This window comes from Streptomyces sp. NPDC050287, from assembly GCF_044459385.1.
Classification (GTDB): domain Bacteria; phylum Actinomycetota; class Actinomycetes; order Streptomycetales; family Streptomycetaceae; genus Streptomyces.
The window spans coordinates 295,368-312,978 of sequence record NZ_JBITIY010000002.1 but is presented as its reverse complement, the minus strand read 5'-3'; the positions used below and the strand labels follow the sequence as shown (position 1 = coordinate 312,978).

Sequence of the window (17,611 nt, the reverse complement as noted above, 5' to 3'; positions counted from 1 at the left end):
CTCACCCCCAGCCTGTGGACAACTTTCACGGACTCACGGAACAACACTCACGGAACAGCACTCACGGACCCACAGGAAGACACACGCCATCAATCCCGCATAACGGTCATATTTACTCCTAGTCTGACATTGCTCTCGCCCATCCTGTCCACCGGGCTTGCGCACCTGTCCCGCTTCGGTTACTGGGAAGGACGGCCCACGCCATGCCCGCAGATCTCGCCGTCATCGGACTCGGCCCCTACGGACTGCCGCTGGCCCAGGCCGCCGTCGCCGCCGGCATCTCCACCCTCGGATACCGGACCGGACCCGAGCCCGGCTCCCTCAGCCCCGCCGAACTGCGCCGGATGCTCTCGGGGGGCTTCCGGTACGCCACCAGTGCGGCGGAACTCGGCCGGGTACGCACCGCGGCCATCTGCGCCCCCACCCCACGCGGCGCGGACGGCGGGCTCGACCTGAGCCAGGTGGAGGCGGCCGCCCGCACCCTGGCGGCCCGCCTGCGCCCGCACACCACGGTCATCCTGGAGTCGCCCGTCCCGCCGGGCACCACGGAGGACTTCCTGCGCCCCCTCCTCGAAGAGGGCTCCGGCCTGCGCGCGGGCCGCGACTTCCACCTCGCCTACTCCCCCAGCCGGGCCGACCCCGGCAACCGCGACTTCACCCCGGCCAACACTCCCAAGGTGATCGGCGGCCTCACCCCCGCCTGCACCGAGTCCGCCGCCGCCTTCTACGGCCGTCTCACCGACAAGGTGGTCCGCGCGCGTGGACCCCGCGAAGCGGAGACCGTGCAGGTCCTGGAGACCAATTTCCGGCACGTCAACATCGCCCTCGTCAACGAGATGGCCGTCCTCTGCCACGACCTCGGCGTCGACCTCTGGGACGTCATCCGCTGCGCGGAGACCAAGCCGTTCGGCTTCCAGGCCTTCCGCCCCGGCCCCGGCGTCGGCGGCCACGCCGTCCCCCAGGACCTGACCGGCCAGGCCGGCCGCACCCTGCGCATGGTGGAACTCGCCCAGCAGGTCAACAGCCAGATGCCGCGCTACGTCATCCAGCGCGCCGCCACCCTCCTCAACGAGCACGGCAAGTCCGCGCGCGGCGCCCGCGTCCTCCTCCTCGGCGTCACCTACAAGGCCGACCTGGCCGACCAGCAGGCCACCCCCGCCCAGGAGATCGCGACCCGGCTGATGGAGCTCGGTGCCTCCGTGAGCTACCACGACCCGCACATCCCGTCCTGGAACGTCCTGGGCCGCCCGGTCCCCCGCGCCGACTCCCTCTACGAGGCCGCCGCCGACGCCGACCTGACGATCCTGCTCCAGCAGCACCGCACGTACGACCTCCAGGGCCTGTCCGTGAAGGCCCAGCTGCTGCTGGACACGCGGGGGGCTACTCCTACGGGGGCGGCGCATCGGTTGTGAAACGGGGCGCGCGGGGCGGCCGGGCCCCCAGGGCTGGTGGCGAGCGACAGGGCCCACCGGTAACGTACGAAGCAGGTGGAGCCCACCGCAGAGGCCACTGCGGCAGACTCCTGACGGATTACGGGTGTCCGCCCTTACTGTGTATAGGGGCGGCCGCTCACCATCCGAAACAGGTGGAGCCCACCGCAGAGGGCACTGCGGCAGGCTCCTGAACGGTGAACGGAGTGTCCACCCCTAGGTCTTGTAGGGGTGGCCGCTCACCATCCGAAAAGCCGCAAGATCCACCTCCTCCGGCACTTCACCATCCGAAGACGGATCCGGTCCCAGCGAGTGGGCTTGCGGTGGCGTCCCATGGGCGCCCCCTTCCACGACGCCGCCCAGTGGCCCGGTTAGGCGGTCCGTTGGAACTCGGGCCGGGCCCCGAGGGCCGGGGTCCGGAACCATGTCCTTGGAAGGGGGCGCTCCAGAAACCTGGGGCGCCGAACCGGACGCTACCGCCTACGACCCCCCTGACCAGCCCGAATCCGCCCCGAAGGCAACCGTGCGCCCCCACCCCGCGTCACGCGCCCCCGCAGGCCCCCCGGGCATGGGAAAGGGGCCGGTCACCTCACCCAAGTGAGAAGACCGGCCCCTGCACGTCCTACGGGGACTACGGAACTGCGGGACTACGCGAGCTACCGCCGATGCACCGAGTCCGCCACCGTCACCTCGACCCGCTGGAACTCCTTCAGCTCGCTGTAACCGGTGGTGGCCATCGCCCGCCGCAGCGCGCCGAAGAGGTTCATCGAGCCGTCCGGCGTGTGGGACGGACCGGCGAGGACCTCCTCGATGGTGCCGACCGTGCCGAGGTCGACCTTCTGGCCGCGCGGCAGCTCCTCGTTGACGGCCTCCATGCCCCAGTGGTGGCCCCTGCCCGGCGCGTCGGTCGCGCGGGCCAGCGGGGAGCCCATCATCACCGCGTCGGCGCCGCAGGCGATCGCCTTGGGCAGGTCGCCGGACCAGCCGACACCGCCGTCCGCGATCACGTGCACGTACCGGCCGCCGGACTCGTCCATGTAGTCCCGGCGGGCGGCGGCCACGTCGGCGACCGCCGTCGCCATCGGGACCTGGATGCCCAGCACGTTGCGCGTGGTGTGCGCGGCGCCGCCGCCGAAGCCGACCAGCACGCCCGCCGCGCCGGTGCGCATCAGGTGCAGGGCCGCGGTGTACGTGGCGCAGCCGCCGACGATCACCGGGACGTCGAGCTCGTAGATGAACTGCTTCAGGTTCAGCGGCTCGTGCGAGCCGGAGACATGCTCCGCCGAAACCGTCGTACCGCGGATGACGAAGATGTCCACGCCCGCGTCCACGACCGCCTTGGAGAACTGGGCCGTGCGCTGCGGGGAGAGCGCGGCCGCGGTGACCACGCCCGAGTCGCGCACCTCCTTGATGCGCTGTCCGATCAGCTCCTCCTTGATGGGAGCGGCGTAGATCTCCTGGAGGCGTCGGGTGGCGTTGTCCACGTCCAGCCCGGCGATCTCGTCGAGCAGCGGCTGCGGGTCCTCGTACCGCGTCCACAGGCCCTCGAGGTTGAGCACGCCCAGGCCGCCGAGCTCGCCGATGCGGATCGCGGTGGCCGGGGAGACGACCGAGTCCATGGGGGCGGCCAGGAACGGCAGCTCGAAGCGGTAGGCGTCGATCTGCCAGGCGATCGAGACCTCCTTCGGGTCCCGCGTACGGCGGCTGGGGACGACGGCGATGTCGTCGAAGGCGTACGCCCGGCGGCCGCGCTTGCCGCGCCCGATCTCGATCTCAGTCACGTCTGTGGCCTTTCCCTCTTCGTTGCAGCGTCTTCCAGTATCGCCGACGGGTACGACAAGGGCGGCCCCGGATGCCCCGGGGCCGCCCTGTCGTGCCTCACGCGCGCGTGGCTGTCACTTGCTGCGGCTGTAGTTCGGCGCCTCGACCGTCATCTGGATGTCGTGCGGGTGGCTCTCCTTGAGGCCCGCCGAGGTGATCCGGACGAAGCGGCCCTTGCTCTCCATCTCCTCGATGGTGGCGGCGCCCACATAGCCCATGGTCTGGCGCAGACCGCCGACGAGCTGGTGCAGCACGTTGGCCAGCGGGCCGCGGTAGGGCACCTGGCCCTCGATGCCCTCGGGCACGAGCTTGTCGTCGGAGCCGACCTCGGCCTGGAAGTAGCGGTCCTTCGAGTACGACTTGGCCTGGCCGCGGGACTGCATGGCGCCGAGCGAGCCCATGCCGCGGTACGACTTGAACTGCTTGCCGTTGATGAACTGCAGCTCGCCGGGCGACTCCTCGCAGCCGGCGAGAAGGCTGCCCAGCATCACGGTGTCGGCGCCGGCGGCGAGCGCCTTGCCGATGTCGCCGGAGTACTGCAGACCGCCGTCGCCGATCAGCGGAACACCGGCCGCGCGGGCCGCCAGCGACGCCTCGTAGATGGCGGTGACCTGCGGGACGCCGATGCCGGCGACCACCCGGGTGGTACAGATCGAGCCGGGGCCCACGCCCACCTTGATGCCGTCGACGCCGGCGTCGATCAGGGCCTGGGCGCCGTCGCGGGTGGCGACGTTGCCGCCGATCACGTCGATGTGGACGCTCGACTTGATCTTCGACATCCAGCTCAGGGCGTTGCTGTTGTGGCCGTGCGAGGTGTCGACGACCAGGAAGTCCACCCCGGCCTCGGCGAGCGCCTGGGCCCGCTCGAGCGCCTCGGGGCTGGCGCCCACGGCGGCACCGACGATCAGGCGGCCCTCGCCGTCCTTCGCGGCGTTGGGGTACTGCTCGGCCTTGACGAAGTCCTTGACCGTGATGAGGCCCTTGAGGATGCCCGCCTCGTCGACCAGCGGAAGCTTCTCGATCTTGTGGCGGCGCAGCAGCTCCATGGCGTCGGCGCCGGAGATGCCGACCTTGCCGGTGACCAGCGGCATCGGGGTCATGACCTCGCGCACCTGACGGGAGCGGTCGGTCTCGAAGGCCATGTCGCGGTTGGTGACGATGCCGAGCAGCTTGCCGTCCGGGTCGGTGACCGGTACGCCGCTGATGCGGAACTTGGCGCACAGGGCGTCGGCCTCGCCCAGGGTGGCGTCGGGGTTCACCGTGATGGGGTCGGTGACCATGCCGGACTCGGAGCGCTTCACGAGGTCGACCTGGTTGACCTGGTCCTCGATGGAGAGGTTGCGGTGCAGTACGCCCACGCCGCCCTGACGGGCCATGGCGATCGCCATCCGGGACTCGGTGACCTTGTCCATCGCCGCGGAGAGCAGCGGGATGTTCACGCGGACGTTGCGGGAGATGCGGGACGAGGTGTCGACCGCGTTGGGGAGCACCTCGGATGCACCCGGCAGCAGCAGCACGTCGTCGTAGGTGAGCCCGAGGGTCGCGAATTTGGCGGGCACTCCGTCGACGTTTGCAGTCATGACACCTTCCCCAAATGGCCTTGATCGGTGCGGATGTCCATGCTAACGGGAAGTGGGGGGCCCGAATTCCAGTGTTCCGCCTGACCGGGGGCTTCGTGTGTTCGTACGGAACCGGCGCAGCCCCTGTTCAACGAAGGCCCTACTGCTCGGCGAGCGCACGCAGCCTGCTCAGCGCCCGGTGCTGGGCCACACGGACCGCACCGGGTGACATTCCCAACATCTGACCCGTCTCCTCCGCCGTCAACCCCACCGCGATCCGCAGCAACAACAGCTCGCGCTGGTTCTCGGGAAGGTTGGCCAGCAGTTTCTTGGCCCATTCGGCGTCGCTGCTCAGCAGGGCGCGCTCCTCGGGGCCGAGGGAGTCGTCGGGCCGCTCGGGCATCTCGTCCGAGGGGACGGCCGTAGAGCCGGGGTGGCGCATCGCCGCCCGCTGGAGGTCGGCGACCTTGTGCGCGGCGATGGCGAAGACGAACGCCTCGAACGGGCGACCGGTGTCCTTGTAGCGCGGCAGCGCCAGGAGGACCGCGACACAGACCTCCTGGGCGAGGTCCTCGACGAAGTGCCGGGCGTCGCCCGGGAGACGGGACAGACGGGTGCGGCAGTAGCGCAGCGCCAGGGGGTGGACATGGGCGAGCAGGTCGTGCGTGGCCTGCTCGTCCCCGTCGACGGCACGGTGGACGAGCCCGCCGATCGCCCCTGGGGCCGTGCCCGCCTCGTCGTCGCGCATCGGTCCATGGTGCCTTGATGGCGTCCGAGGCGTGGCATCGCCCTTGTCGTTGTGCACCGAAGCGTTATGAGCAGGTGCGCCGGCACTCATATCCTGCGCCCTCCCCTTCCGCTCGACCGACTCGTCCCCGAGGAACTCCACACCTCAAGGATGCGGCATCCGCGCCGAAACGAGCAGCGGGCACCGAATGAGCCGCTTGACTGGCCTCGCCACCGCGCCCCTTCAGGTGCGGAGAACTGCGCGACCAGCCACCGACGGCCCGCAGCTTTCGCCCGCCTGACCAGCGGGTGGGCGCTAACGCACCAGGCCCCAGCGGAACCCGAGCGCCACCGCGTGCGCCCGGTCCGAGGCGCCGAGTTTCTTGAAGAGCCGCCGCGCGTGTGTCTTGACGGTGTCCTCGGAGAGGAACAGCTCGCGGCCGATCTCGGCGTTGGAGCGGCCGTGGCTCATGCCCTCCAGGACCTGGATCTCGCGCGCGGTGAGCGTGGGCGCGGCGCCCATCTCGGCGGAGCGCAGCCGCCGCGGCGCCAGGCGCCAGGTCGGGTCGGCGAGGGCCTGGGTGACGGTCGCGCGCAATTCGGCTCGGGAGGCGTCCTTGTGCAGATAGCCGCGGGCACCGGCGGCGACCGCGAGGGCCACGCCGTCCAGGTCCTCGGCGACGGTGAGCATGATGATGCGCGCACCGGGGTCGGCGGACAGCAGCCGCCGGACGGTCTCGACGCCGCCCAGACCGGGCATGCGTACGTCCATCAGAATCAGGTCCGAACGGTCGGCGCCCCAGCGGCGGAGGACTTCCTCGCCGTTGGCCGCGGTCGTCACGCGCTCGACGCCGGGCACGGTCGCGACCGCGCGGCGGAGCGCCTCTCGGGCAAGCGGGGAGTCGTCGCAGACGAGGACGGATGTCATGGCCGCCCTCCGCAGCTGATGCACGTCACCTTGAGCCTCCAGGCTGGTACGAAATCGTCACCTGTGCGGTTGACCGACTCGGACGCCTGCCCGAGCGCTTGTGTTCTCAACCGCCTCCGCACTCTCAACGACGGTCACTCGAAAGAGTTACGGGGCCGTGTGCCATCTTCGGCACTCTACGTGAGGGGGCGGACACGGTGGCAGACATGCGAGGCCACCCACAACGTTTCATCACAACGCGTGCCCCATTCAGACCCTTTTCTTCCCATTCACTGGTGTCTGAGGCTAGATTCGCAATGAGTCATATTTTCATCTCCTTAGATCGTAGATGTGCGGTCATGGACACCGTATGGCTAGCCAACCTCCCAGATCGGTTACAAGGGGTCACGCAATGGCAGATTTCTCCCGCCTTCCCGGACCGAACGCGGACCTGTGGGACTGGCAGCTCCTGGCCGCCTGCCGCGGTGTGGACAGCTCGCTCTTCTTCCATCCGGAGGGCGAGCGCGGGGCGGCCCGGAGTGCTCGTGAGAACTCGGCCAAGGAGGTCTGCATGAGGTGCCCGGTGCGTGCGCAGTGCGCGGCGCACGCGCTGGCGGTGCGAGAGCCGTACGGCGTCTGGGGCGGACTGACCGAGGACGAGCGCGAGGAGCTCATGGGGCGAGCACGTCACCGGCTGGTGTCGGCGGCGACCACGGCCGGGGACGGCCCGTCGAGCGACTGAACGGATCAATCGACCGAGCAACTGAAGGAACGTTTCTGCACACCGGGCACGCACGCGCGTGCCCTTCCTTTTGGCGCCGATGGCCACCGTACGGGCCTGGTCGGTCGCGTCTCCGGCCCCTTTGGCCGCGCCACTGCCCCTTTTGGCCTCGCCACAGATGCCTTTGGCCTCACCACGATGCCCTTTGGCCCCGCCGCCGGCCCCTTCGGCCACGCCACCGGCCTGGCCGGGTTTCTGGCCCGCCGCCCTCAGCCCCGTGACCGGTCCGCCGCCCGCGCCAGTTGGTCGAGCGTCGCCGCCACCGCCGGTACCTGTGCCAGGTCCGGCAGTGTGAGCGCGACGATCTCCCGCCGGACCGGCGGTTCCAGTGTCAGCGTGCGTGCCCCCCGGGGCCGTACGGACTCGACGGCGAGTTGGGGCAGGACGGCGACGCCGAGGCCCGCGCCCACCAGGCCGACCACCGCGGGGTAGTCGTCGGTCGCGAAGTCGATGCGGGGCGTGAAGCCGGCGGCCTCGCACACCTCGACCAACTGGCCGCGGCACCGCGGGCAGCCGGCGATCCACGGTTCCGCCGCCAGTTCGCCGATGGCTACGGACTCCGCGGACGCGGTCCGGGCGAGGCGGTGCCGTTCGGGTACGAGGGCGACGAGCCGGTCGGTCAGCAGGGGCCGTACGACCAGGTCGTCCCACTCCTCGGCGCCGGCTGCCCCCTCGTAGCGGAAGGCGAGCGCCACGTCGCAGTCGCCCTCGCGCAGCAGTTCGACGGACCGGGGCGGTTCGGCCTCCTCCAGCGAGACCCGGGTACCTGGGTGTTCGGCGCGCAGGGCGGCCAGGGCCGCGGGGACGAGCGTGGAGCTGCCGCTGGGGAAGGAGACGAGGCGGACCCGGCCCGCGCGCAGGCCCGCGATGGCGGCGACCTCCTCCTCGGCCGCGGTGAGTCCGGCGAGGATCCCGGCGGCGTGCCGGACGAGTGCCTCACCGGCCTGGGTCAGCCGCATCTCGCGACCGCTGCGGATCAGCAGGGGGGTGCCGACGGAGGTCTCCAGGGCCTTCATCTGCTGGCTGACGGCGGGCTGGGTGCAGCCCAGTTCGCGCCCCGCCGCCGAGAAGGAGCCGGTGGCGGCGACGGCGCGCAGCACGCGGAGGTGACGGGCCTCGATCACGGAGTCGAGCATAAGCGGGCCTTGGAGAGGGTGCCGAATATTGCGTCGACGCTTTGTCCGTCCGCCTCGTACCGTGCCGCCATGAGACTTCTGTCCTTGAATCTGGGCCGTCCGAAGGCCGTGCCGTACACGGACAACCCGGAAGGGGTCACCGGTATCGACAAGCGGCCGACGGAGGGACTCGTGCGGGTGGCGGCGCCCGGACCCAAGGGCATCGGCGGGAGCGGGCTGGCCGGTGACGCGGTGTGCAAGCGACAGCACCACGGCGGTGACGACCAGGCGGTGTACGCGATGGCGCGCGAGGACCTCGACGACTGGGAGCGGGAGCTGGGGCGGGCGCTGCCGCACGGCTCGTTCGGCGAGAACCTCACCACCGAGGGCCTCGACGTGTCCGGCGCGCTGATCGGCGAGCGCTGGCGCATCGGGTCCACGGTGGTGCTGGAGGTGACCTGCGGGCGGATTCCGTGCGCCACCTTCCAGGGCCACCTGGGTGAGAAGAGGTGGGTGAAGCGGTTCACGCTCAGGGGCGCGCCCGGGGCCTATCTGCGGGTGATCGAGCCCGGTGAGATACGGGCGGGCGATCCGATCGAGATCGTGCACCGGCCCGACCACGACGTGACGGTGGCTCTGCAGTTCCGCGCCGTCACCACCGAGCGGGGCCTGCTGCCCCGGCTGCTCCCGGCGGGCGAGGCGCTGCACCCGGAGTCGCTGGCGGCGGCACGGAAGTACGTGGCGGAGCAAGGTGCCTGACGGGGACTCAGGTTGCTCCTGCGTGGGGCCGGTGTGACGGTCGCCCGGCGGGGTGCCGTTCGTCCGGTCTTCACAGAGCGGGCGGCCCTGTGCAGGGAGCGGACGCGCGCAGTCCGGGTCATTAACCTTGCGCCATGACAACGGCTCTCATCACCGGATCGACCGCGGGCATCGGTGCCGCGTTCGCACGGCGGCTGGCCTCGGATGGGCACAACCTCGTCCTGGTCGCCCGCGACACCGAGCGGCTGCGTGAACAGGCGACCGAACTGCACGACCGGCACGGCATCGAGGCGGAGGTCCTCACCGCCGACCTGTCGACGGACGACGGGATCGAGGCGGTGGCCGCCCGGCTCGGCGACCGCAGGAACGCCGTCGACCTGCTGATCAACAACGCGGGCTTCGCCAACAAGGGCCGCTATCTCGACGTGTCGACGGCCGACGAGCTGACCATGCTCAAGGTGCACTGCGAGGCGGTGCTGCGGCTGACGTCGGCGGCGGCCGAGGCGATGCGGGAGCGGGGGCGCGGGGGTGTCGTCAACGTGGCCTCGGTGGCGGCCTTCATGCCGCGCGGGACGTACGGGGCCTCCAAGGCGTGGGTCGTGCAGTTCACGCAAGGGGCGGCGAAGGACCTCGCGGGCAGCGGCGTACGGCTGATGGCGCTGTGCCCGGGGTTCGTGCGGACCGAGTTCCACCAGCGGGCCGGGATGGGGACGGACAACATTCCGGGGTGGATGTGGCTGGACGCGGACAAGCTGGTGGCGGCGGCGCTGACGGATCTGGCGCGCGGGAAGTCGTTGTCGATTCCGGATCCGCGGTACAAGGCACTGATGGGTCTGGTGAAGATCACTCCCCGGTCGCTGCTCGGCGGGATCTCCTCGAAGACGGGGCGCAAGTACGGGCCTCAGTAGCGGGCAGGTGGCGCCGCGTCTCCGGTGGGACAATGGGCGGAAAGGAACCGTGCCCAGGGGGGCCGGAGGCGGTGCCATGACGTTCGTACAGCTCATCGACTGCAGAACCGACCGGTTCGACGAGATGAACCGGCTGATGGACACCTGGGTCGAGCAGACCAAGGGGAAGCGGACCGCGACCCACGCGGTGGTCGGCAAGGACCGCTCCGACGCGTCGCACTACATCGAGATCGTGGAGTTCCCCTCGTACGAAGAGGCGATGCGGAACTCCGGGCTGCCGGAGACCGACCGGATCTTCCGGGACATGATCGCCCTGTGCGAGGAGACGCCCACGTTCACCGACCTGGACGTGGTGTGGGACGAGCAGCTCAACCCGGTGGTCGCGCGGGAGTTCTTCGAGCAGGCCGGGCGCAGCGATCCGCGGTCGCTGTTCGAACGGTTCACGGACGACTACGTGGACCATGACTCCGCCAACCCCGGTGACCTGCGCGTCGAGGCGGCGCGCGAGCAGTACGAGGGGTGGCGGCGGGCCTTCGAGTTCACCTTCCGGGTCGACGACCAGATCGCCCAGGACGACCGGGTGTGCACCCGCTGGACCTGGGCCGGCCGCCACACCGGCGATTTCCTGGGGATTCCGGCCACCGGACAGAGCGTCGTCATGACCGGGACGACCTGGCACCGGTTCCGGGACGGGAAGATCTGCGAGGGCTGGTGGGAGTACGACCGGGCCGGGCTGATGGAGCAGCTGGGCGCGTTCGGGGAGTGACCCGCGAAGGCGAGGTCCCTCGGTCTCTGAGCCCCGCGGCCCTGTGAAGGGCATGTGACCCGCGAAGGGGAAGGGCCCCGCTCCGGCACCGGTGAGGTGCGGAGCGGGGCCTTTTGCCGAGCGTGGCGCTCAGAGCGCGTCACTCAGTGGGAGTGGCCGTGGGAGTGACCACCGGCGGCCGGCTCCTCCTCTTCCTTCTTCTCGACGACCAGGGTCTCGGTCGTGAGCAGGAGGGAGGCGATGGAGGCGGCGTTCTCCAGGGCGGAGCGGGTGACCTTCACCGGGTCGATGACGCCGGCCTTGACCAGGTCGCCGTACTCACCGGTGGCGGCGTTGAAGCCCTGGCCCTTGTCGAGCTCGGCGACCTTGGAGGTGATGACGTAGCCCTCCAGGCCGGCGTTCTCGGCGATCCAGCGCAGCGGCTCGACGACCGCGCGGCGCACGACCGCGACACCGGTGGCCTCGTCGCCGGTCTTGCCGAGGTTGCCCTCGAGGACCTTGGCGGCGTGGACCAGCGCGGAGCCACCACCGGAGACGATGCCCTCCTCGACCGCGGCGCGGGTCGCGGAGATGGCGTCCTCCAGACGGTGCTTCTTCTCCTTCAGCTCCACCTCGGTGGCGGCGCCGACCTTGATCACGCACACGCCGCCGGCCAGCTTCGCGAGGCGCTCCTGGAGCTTCTCGCGGTCCCAGTCGGAGTCGGTGTTCTCGATCTCGGCCTTGATCTGGGCGACGCGGCCCGTGACGTCCGCCGAGTTGCCGGCGCCGTCGACGACGGTCGTGTCGTCCTTGGTGACCGTGACGCGGCGGGCGGAGCCCAGCACGTCCAGGCCGACCTGGTCGAGCTTGAGGCCGACCTCCTCGGAGACGACCGTGGCACCGGTGAGGATCGCCAGGTCCTGCAGCATCGCCTTGCGGCGGTCACCGAAGCCGGGGGCCTTGACCGCGACCGCGTTGAAGGTGCCGCGGATCTTGTTCACGACCAGGGTCGACAGGGCCTCGCCCTCGACGTCCTCGGCGATGATCAGCAGCGGCTTGGAGGAGTTGGCCTGGATGACCTTCTCCAGCAGCGGCAGCAGGTCGGCGATGGAGGAGATCTTGCCCTGGTTGATGAGGATGTAGGGGTCCTCCAGGACGGCCTCCATGCGCTCCTGGTCCGTCACGAAGTACGGCGACAGGTAGCCCTTGTCGAAGGCCATGCCCTCGGTGAAGTCCAGCTCCAGACCGAAGGTGTTGGACTCCTCGACGGTGATGACACCGTCCTTGCCGACCTTGTCCATCGCCTCGGCGATGAGCTCGCCGACCTGGGTGTCCTGGGCGGACAGACCGGCGACGGCGGCGATGTCGGACTTCTCGTCGATCGGGCGGGCGGTCGCGAGGAGCTCCTCGGACACGGCCTTGACCGCGGCGTCGATGCCCTTCTTGAGGGCGGCCGGGGAGGCGCCCGCGGCGACGTTCTTCAGACCCTCGCGCACCAGCGCCTGGGCGAGCACGGTGGCGGTGGTGGTGCCGTCACCCGCGATGTCGTTGGTCTTGGTCGCCACCTCCTTCACCAGCTGCGCGCCGAGGTTCTCGTACGGGTCCTCGACCTCGACCTCGCGGGCGATGGTGACGCCGTCGTTGGTGATGGTGGGGGCGCCGAACTTCTTGTCGATGACGACGTTGCGGCCCTTGGGGCCGATCGTCACCTTGACCGTGTCGGCAAGCTTGTTGACGCCGCGCTCGAGGGCGCGACGGGCGTCCTCGTCGAACTTCAGGATCTTCGCCATGGGAGCGTAGCCCTCTCGGAAATCTAGGTGAACGAACTGCGCCCCGGGCGCCCGGCTGGTTAATGGTCGGGGAGGCCAGGGGCGCAGTTCAAAGCAAGTGCTTCTCGATGAAGCCGGTGAATTACTTCTCGATGATCGCGAGAACGTCGCGCGCCGAGAGGACGAGGTACTCCTCGCCGTTGTACTTCACCTCGGTGCCGCCGTACTTGCTGTACAGCACGATGTCGCCGGTCTTCACGTCAAGCGGAAGACGCTCGCCGTTCTCGAAGCGGCCCGGGCCCACGGCCAGGACGACGCCCTCCTGGGGCTTCTCCTTGGCAGTGTCCGGGATGACCAGGCCAGAGGCGGTGGTCTGCTCAGCGTCGAGCGGCTGGACCACAATGCGGTCCTCGAGCGGCTTGATGGCAACCTTGGAGCTGGTGGTCGTCACGATCCGACCTCCCCCTTCGGAGATCTCACGGGGTTAACTGTCTGAGGTGGCGACCAGGTGGATCCGTCGTCGCGGGTGCCGGACCTGCCCGTCGCGTTGTTGGCACTCTCCAGGGGGGAGTGCCAGACCTGAGACTATGACTGTGATTAGCACTCGGTCAAGCGGAGTGCCAATGCCTCCGGCGTGGCGCGAGGTTTTTCAGTCGGCGTTCCCTGTCGCGGTGCTCTTTGCCGGAGTGGACGTCGCCTGGGGGCTGCCGCCCCCGGACCCCCGCTCTCGGCCCTGAACGGGCCTCGTCCTCAATCGTGGGACGTGCCGGGATTGCCGTGACCGGCGCAGAAAAGTCGCCGCCCGGAGTCTCACGCTCGTCCCGCCCCAGGGCCTCGCCGCCCGGAGTCTCACGCTCGTCCCGCCCCAGGGCCTCGCCGCCCGGAGTCTCACGCTCTCGCCCCGCCCGAGGGTCTGGCCGCCCGGAGTCTCACGCTCGCCCCGCTCAAGGGCTTCCCCCCGGAGGACACCGCTCGGCCCACCCGGACTCCCGTCACAGGTAGTCCTCCAGCCTCCCCACCGTCAGCCCCCGCCCCTGGATCTTCCGCAGCAGTCGCACCGTGCGCTCCCGCAGGGTCGGGTCCGTCCACTCGCCCGATGCCACCGACACGATGTCGCCGGGGCGCAGCCGGTTCTCGCCCGGCGCGTACGTCAGTTCGCCGCTCTCCATCGAGGCGCGCCACAGGACGACCGTCGAGATGCCGCAGTCGGCGGCGGCGCGCAGGGTCGTCGGGTCGTAGGTGCCGTAGGGCGGGCGGAAGAGGCGGGGGCGCTGGCCGAAGCGGGAGCGGAGTTTCTCCTGCTGGCCGCAGATCTCGGCGCGCTGGCCGGCGTAGGGCAGGCCGCGCAGGGCGGGGTGGTCGAGGGTGTGGTTCTGGATGCTCGCGCCGACCGCCTGGAGGCGCGCGAAGTGGCCGTAGCCCGGTCCGACGACGCTGTCGGTGAGGAACATGCTGACGGGGAGCCGGAGTTCACGGACCAGGTCGACGAACCGCGGGTCCCGCTCGGCGCCGTCGTCGTAGGTGAGGAAGACGACCTTGTCGGCGGTGCGGACGCGGCGCACGACGGGCGGCAGGGCCGGGCCCGCCGTACGGGCGGCGGGGGGCCGGGCGGGAGGCTGCGGGGCGGGCCGCAGGGGGCCTGCGAGGCCCCAGCGGCGGTACGCGGGCCGCCCTCTGTGCGAGGCGGGCCGCCCTCCGTGCGAGGCAGGCTGCCCTCCGTGCGAGGCCGACCGCCCCGTGCCGGACGGCCCGTGGGAGCCCACTCGCTGGGCTGCCTTCCTGCCCAGCCGTTCGATGGGGTCGACGGACTGGGCACAGCCGGTGAGCAGGGCCAGCGCCAGGACCGCGGCCGTCAGTGCGGCCCGTTTTTTGTATGTTTGTCCTACGGTCCCCATGGGCCCGGATCCTCGCAGGCCACCCGCGGGGAACCCCGGGCGACACCGCCGCCGGAGGCGGACCGTCCACCTACTGGCCCACAATGACCCGGTGAACGACCTCGCCTCCCTCCTCACCCCCGAGGGCCGCGCCCTCCTCGACGAAGTGCGCGGCACCGCCCCCGCCGACGAACTCGCCGTCGCCACCCGGCTGCGCCGGGAGCACCCTGCCGAGCTGGTGTCGGCGGCGCTCGGGCAGGCCCGGCTGCGGCAGCGCGCGGCGGCGAAGTTCGGGGCCGAGGACGCCGGGCGGATGTTCTTCACGCCCGACGGGGTCGAGCAGTCGACCCGGGCGAGCGTGGCGACGTACCGCGCCGAGCGGCTCCGGGCCCTCGGCGTGACCTCGGTGGCCGACCTGTGCTGCGGGATCGGCGGCGACGCGATCGCGCTCGCCCGGGCGGGGATCCGGGTGCTGGCCGTGGACCGCGACCCGGCGACGGCCCGGGTGGCCCGGGCGAACGCTGAGGCCCTGGGCCTCGCCGACCTCGTCGAGGTGCGGGAGGCGGATGTCACGGAGGTGGACACGGCCTCGTACGACGCCGTGTTCGTCGACCCCGCGCGGCGCGGCGGCCGTGGCCGGATCTTCGACCCGGAGGCGTACTCACCGCCCCTGTCCTGGGCGGTCCGGGCCGCCCTCAGGGCCCCGCACGCGGCGCTGAAGGTCGCCCCCGGCATCCCGCACGAGGCCGTGCCCGCCGAGGCCGAGGCCGAGTGGATCTCGGACGGCGGTGACGTGAAGGAGGCCGTGCTGTGGTTCGGCACCGCACCGGGATCCGTCCGCGCGACCCTGCTGCCCGGCCCGCGCACCCTCCTGGGCCGAGGTCTGCCGGACCCCCAGGTCCGCCCGGTCGGCCGCTACCTGTACGAGCCCGACGGCGCCGTCATCCGCGCCCACCTGGTCGCCGAGGTCGCCGAACAGCTCGACGGCGGGCTGGTGGACGCCACGATCGCCTACGTGACCTCCGACGCACCGCAGCCGACCCCGTACGCCTCCGGCTACGAGATCACCGACCGACTCCCCTTCAACGTCAAGAAGTTGAGGGCCCTGCTGCGGGAACGGGAGGTCGGCGTCCTGACCGTGAAGAAGCGCGGGTCGGCGGTGGAGCCGGAGGAGCTGCGCCGGAAGGCGCTCCCCAAGGCGCACGGGTTGAACGCGGTGACGGTGTTCCTGACCCGGGTCGCGGGGGCGCCGACGATGCTGCTGGGTCACCCCCTGAAATGACCCAACCCTTGCGCACGCCGTGCTCACCCGCACTCCTCGGCCCGCCGGAGCAGAAACGCCCGCTCCGGCTCGTTCCGCGTCAGGTCCGCCGCTCGTAGGAACTCCGCCCGCGCCTCCCGGGTTCGGCCCAGCCGCAGCAGCAGGTCGCCGCGCACGCTGGGCAGCAAGTGGTAGTCGCGCAGGGCGGGTTCGGCGGCCAGGCGGTCGACGATCTCCAGGGCCGGGGCCGGGCCGTCCGCCATCGAGACGGCGACCGCGCGGTTGAGGTCGACGACCGGGGAGGGAGCGCGGGCGGCCAGCAGGCCGTACAGCTGGGCGATCCGGGGCCAGTCGGTCTCCTCGTAGGAGTGGGCGATCGCGTGACAGGCGGCGATGGCGGCCTGGAGGGCGTACGGGCCCAGGGCGCCCGTGGAAGCGGTGTCGGCACGGCCGAGGGCGGTGATGCCGCGGGCGATGAGCATGCGGTTCCAGCGGCTGCGGTTCTGGTCCTTGAGCAGGACGGGCTCGCCGGACGGGCCGGTGCGGGCGGCGACGCGGGACGTCTGGAACTCCAGCAGTGCGGTCAGGCCGTGGACCTCCGGTTCCTTCGGCATCAGGCCGGACAGGACGCGGGCCAGCCGCAGGGCGTCCTCGCACAGGCCCGGGCGCAGCAGGTCGTCGCCGGCCGTGGCGGCGTAACCCTCGTTGTAGATCAGGTAGATGACATCGAGGACGGAGCCCAGGCGGGCCTCGCGGTCGGGACCGTACGGCACCTCGAAGGCGACGTTCCTGGTGGCCAGGGTCCGCTTGGCCCGCACGATCCGCTGGGCGACCGTGGGCTCCGGGACGAGGAACGCGCGGGCGATCTCGGCCGTGGTCAGACCGCCCAGCAGCCGCAGGGTGAGGGCGATGCGGGCCTCGGCGGACAGCACCGGGTGGCAGGCGGTGAAGACCAGGCGGAGCAGGTCGTCGTCGATGCCGTTGGGGTCGGCGGGATCGGCGAGGCCGGTGGGCTCCTCGGGCGGGGCCGCCTGCGACAGGTCGCGGCCGATCTCGGCCAGCTTGCGCGCGTAGGTCTCCCGGCGCCGGATCAGGTCCACGGCGCGGTGCCGGGCGGTGGCCATGAGCCAGGCGCCCGGGTTGCCCGGCACCCCCTCCCTGGGCCACTGCTCCAACGCCGCGACCAGTGCGTCCTGCGCCAACTCCTCGGCGATACCGACGTCCCGGACGATCCGGGCGACCCCGGCGATGATGCGGGGGGACTCCATCCGGAAGACCGTCTCGACGGTGCGGCGGGGGTCGGTGGCCGGGGGCTGGGCGGGTTCCCCGGAGGGTGAGGGCTGGGGCACTGCGGGCGGTTCCGGGGCGCCGGAGGGCTGTGAGGTCACAGCCCTCCATGCAACACCCCGGCGGGCCCTGGGCCAAGGAGGACTCAGCCCTCCGCGATCTCCCGCACCTCGCAGGTGATCCGCCAGGGCTCCCCGTGGATCTGGAGGAACCTCTTGGTCCACTCGATCGCCTCGGCCCGGTCCTTGCACTGCATGAGCGCGTAGCCGCCGATGACCTCCTTGGACTCGGTGAAGGGCCCGTCGGTCACGGACGCCTTCTCGCCGTCCCAGTCGACCCTGGCCCCTTGCGCGTACGGGGTCAGCCCGGCGGTGTCGAGCATGACGCCCGCCTTGGTCATCTCCTCGATCAGCTCGCCCATGCGCTGCATCAGTTCGGGGCTCGGTCCCTCGGCGGGCGCGGCGCTCTCGTCGACCTTCACGAGTGACAGGTAGCGGGGCATGGTGACTCCTCGTGTCGTACGGGCCGGGTCGTTCCCGGTCTGTCACCCCTGCGTCGATCAGGAGACGGCCGGATCGACACGCTCGCCGGAATTTCCCGAAGAATTTTTCTCGGGTCGCGTTTCCCCAGGTCAGGTCATCGGGCGACTCCGGCCGCATCAACCGCATA

At 71.0% G+C, this 17,611-nt stretch carries 16 protein-coding genes; 6 read left to right on the top strand and 10 right to left on the bottom strand.

Annotated features, from left to right (window positions below; all coding sequences use genetic code 11):
- Positions 1-203: 203 nt before the first annotated feature.
- Positions 204-1,412, top strand: a complete 1,209-nt coding sequence (locus ACIBK3_RS06815; protein ID WP_399362601.1) for a nucleotide sugar dehydrogenase — start codon at positions 204-206, stop codon at positions 1,410-1,412.
- A 674-nt stretch (positions 1,413-2,086) separates the two neighbouring features.
- On the opposite strand, the gene ACIBK3_RS06810 is transcribed toward ACIBK3_RS06815, so the two are convergent.
- From ACIBK3_RS06810 to ACIBK3_RS06795, 4 genes are all read right to left on the bottom strand, one after another.
- Positions 2,087-3,211: a GuaB3 family IMP dehydrogenase-related protein gene (locus ACIBK3_RS06810; protein WP_399362599.1), complete on the bottom strand. Its 1,125-nt coding sequence runs from the start codon at positions 3,209-3,211 to the stop codon at positions 2,087-2,089.
- 114 nt (positions 3,212-3,325) lie between these two features.
- Positions 3,326-4,831 carry an IMP dehydrogenase gene (guaB, locus tag ACIBK3_RS06805; protein WP_399362597.1) on the bottom strand — a complete coding sequence of 502 codons (1,506 nt, stop codon included), beginning with the start codon at positions 4,829-4,831 and terminating at the stop codon, positions 3,326-3,328.
- 139 nt (positions 4,832-4,970) lie between these two features.
- Complete coding sequence (locus tag ACIBK3_RS06800; protein WP_286064117.1) at positions 4,971-5,558, bottom strand: sigma-70 family RNA polymerase sigma factor; 588 nt, start codon at positions 5,556-5,558, stop codon at positions 4,971-4,973.
- Positions 5,559-5,852: 294 nt separating this feature from the next.
- The gene (locus ACIBK3_RS06795; RefSeq protein ID WP_003948568.1) at positions 5,853-6,464 is read right to left on the bottom strand and encodes a response regulator transcription factor; all 612 of its coding nucleotides are present in this window, start codon (positions 6,462-6,464) and stop codon (positions 5,853-5,855) included.
- 391 nt (positions 6,465-6,855) lie between these two features.
- Between ACIBK3_RS06795 and ACIBK3_RS06790 the strand changes: the two genes are divergently transcribed.
- A complete protein-coding gene (locus ACIBK3_RS06790) occupies positions 6,856-7,185 on the top strand; it encodes a WhiB family transcriptional regulator (protein ID WP_399362595.1) in 330 nt (109 codons plus the stop codon).
- Between the two features lie 248 nt (positions 7,186-7,433).
- On the opposite strand, the gene ACIBK3_RS06785 is transcribed toward ACIBK3_RS06790, so the two are convergent.
- Complete coding sequence (locus tag ACIBK3_RS06785) at positions 7,434-8,348, bottom strand: LysR family transcriptional regulator (protein WP_399362593.1); 915 nt, start codon at positions 8,346-8,348, stop codon at positions 7,434-7,436.
- 81 nt (positions 8,349-8,429) lie between these two features.
- Between ACIBK3_RS06785 and ACIBK3_RS06780 the strand changes: the two genes are divergently transcribed.
- From ACIBK3_RS06780 to ACIBK3_RS06770, 3 genes are all read left to right on the top strand, one after another.
- A complete protein-coding gene (locus ACIBK3_RS06780; RefSeq protein WP_399362591.1) occupies positions 8,430-9,098 on the top strand; it encodes an MOSC domain-containing protein in 669 nt (222 codons plus the stop codon).
- 134 nt (positions 9,099-9,232) lie between these two features.
- The gene (locus ACIBK3_RS06775; protein ID WP_399362589.1) at positions 9,233-10,006 is read left to right on the top strand and encodes an SDR family NAD(P)-dependent oxidoreductase; all 774 of its coding nucleotides are present in this window, start codon (positions 9,233-9,235) and stop codon (positions 10,004-10,006) included.
- A gap of 76 nt (positions 10,007-10,082) precedes the next feature.
- Positions 10,083-10,772 (top strand): ester cyclase, encoded by a 690-nt coding sequence (locus ACIBK3_RS06770; protein ID WP_399362587.1) that lies wholly within the window; start codon positions 10,083-10,085, stop codon positions 10,770-10,772.
- Between the two features lie 143 nt (positions 10,773-10,915).
- Here the strand turns inward: ACIBK3_RS06770 and groL are convergent, their stop codons facing one another.
- From groL to ACIBK3_RS06755, 3 genes are all read right to left on the bottom strand, one after another.
- Complete coding sequence (gene groL / locus ACIBK3_RS06765) at positions 10,916-12,541, bottom strand: chaperonin GroEL (protein WP_399362585.1); 1,626 nt, start codon at positions 12,539-12,541, stop codon at positions 10,916-10,918.
- A 121-nt stretch (positions 12,542-12,662) separates the two neighbouring features.
- Complete coding sequence (gene groES / locus ACIBK3_RS06760; protein WP_003998759.1) at positions 12,663-12,971, bottom strand: co-chaperone GroES; 309 nt, start codon at positions 12,969-12,971, stop codon at positions 12,663-12,665.
- A gap of 541 nt (positions 12,972-13,512) precedes the next feature.
- Positions 13,513-14,415, bottom strand: coding sequence for a polysaccharide deacetylase family protein (locus ACIBK3_RS06755; RefSeq protein ID WP_399362583.1), 903 nt, complete (start codon positions 14,413-14,415; stop codon positions 13,513-13,515).
- Positions 14,416-14,506: 91 nt separating this feature from the next.
- Between ACIBK3_RS06755 and ACIBK3_RS06750 the strand changes: the two genes are divergently transcribed.
- On the top strand, positions 14,507-15,676 hold the full coding sequence (locus ACIBK3_RS06750) for a methyltransferase domain-containing protein (RefSeq protein WP_399362581.1): 1,170 nt from the start codon (positions 14,507-14,509) through the stop codon (positions 15,674-15,676).
- Positions 15,677-15,699: 23 nt separating this feature from the next.
- Here ACIBK3_RS06750 and ACIBK3_RS06745 read toward each other — a convergent pair whose 3' ends face one another.
- Both ACIBK3_RS06745 and ACIBK3_RS06740 read right to left on the bottom strand, forming a co-directional pair.
- Entirely contained in the window at positions 15,700-16,923 is a 1,224-nt protein-coding gene (locus tag ACIBK3_RS06745; protein WP_399363938.1) for an RNA polymerase sigma factor, read from the bottom strand.
- 164 nt (positions 16,924-17,087) lie between these two features.
- Complete coding sequence (locus tag ACIBK3_RS06740; protein WP_399362579.1) at positions 17,088-17,444, bottom strand: YciI family protein; 357 nt, start codon at positions 17,442-17,444, stop codon at positions 17,088-17,090.
- Positions 17,445-17,611: the final 167 nt, after the last annotated feature.

What these genes read in the sequence shown, in the direction of transcription:
- ACIBK3_RS06780 (WP_399362591.1), top strand. Translation starts at nt 8,430, where the DNA reads ATGAGACTTCTGTCCTTGAATCTGGGCCGTCCGAAGGCCGTGCCGTAC.
- ACIBK3_RS06800 (WP_286064117.1), bottom strand. Translation starts at nt 5,558, where the DNA reads ATGCGCGACGACGAGGCGGGCACGGCCCCAGGGGCGATCGGCGGGCTC.
- ACIBK3_RS06790 (WP_399362595.1), top strand. Translation starts at nt 6,856, where the DNA reads ATGGCAGATTTCTCCCGCCTTCCCGGACCGAACGCGGACCTGTGGGAC.
- ACIBK3_RS06775 (WP_399362589.1), top strand. Translation starts at nt 9,233, where the DNA reads ATGACAACGGCTCTCATCACCGGATCGACCGCGGGCATCGGTGCCGCG.
- ACIBK3_RS06770 (WP_399362587.1), top strand. Translation starts at nt 10,083, where the DNA reads ATGACGTTCGTACAGCTCATCGACTGCAGAACCGACCGGTTCGACGAG.
- ACIBK3_RS06815 (WP_399362601.1), top strand. Translation starts at nt 204, where the DNA reads ATGCCCGCAGATCTCGCCGTCATCGGACTCGGCCCCTACGGACTGCCG.
- groL (WP_399362585.1), bottom strand. Translation starts at nt 12,541, where the DNA reads ATGGCGAAGATCCTGAAGTTCGACGAGGACGCCCGTCGCGCCCTCGAG.
- ACIBK3_RS06745 (WP_399363938.1), bottom strand. Translation starts at nt 16,923, where the DNA reads ATGGAGTCCCCCCGCATCATCGCCGGGGTCGCCCGGATCGTCCGGGAC.
- guaB (WP_399362597.1), bottom strand. Translation starts at nt 4,831, where the DNA reads ATGACTGCAAACGTCGACGGAGTGCCCGCCAAATTCGCGACCCTCGGG.
- ACIBK3_RS06755 (WP_399362583.1), bottom strand. Translation starts at nt 14,415, where the DNA reads ATGGGGACCGTAGGACAAACATACAAAAAACGGGCCGCACTGACGGCC.
- ACIBK3_RS06795 (WP_003948568.1), bottom strand. Translation starts at nt 6,464, where the DNA reads ATGACATCCGTCCTCGTCTGCGACGACTCCCCGCTTGCCCGAGAGGCG.
- ACIBK3_RS06740 (WP_399362579.1), bottom strand. Translation starts at nt 17,444, where the DNA reads ATGCCCCGCTACCTGTCACTCGTGAAGGTCGACGAGAGCGCCGCGCCC.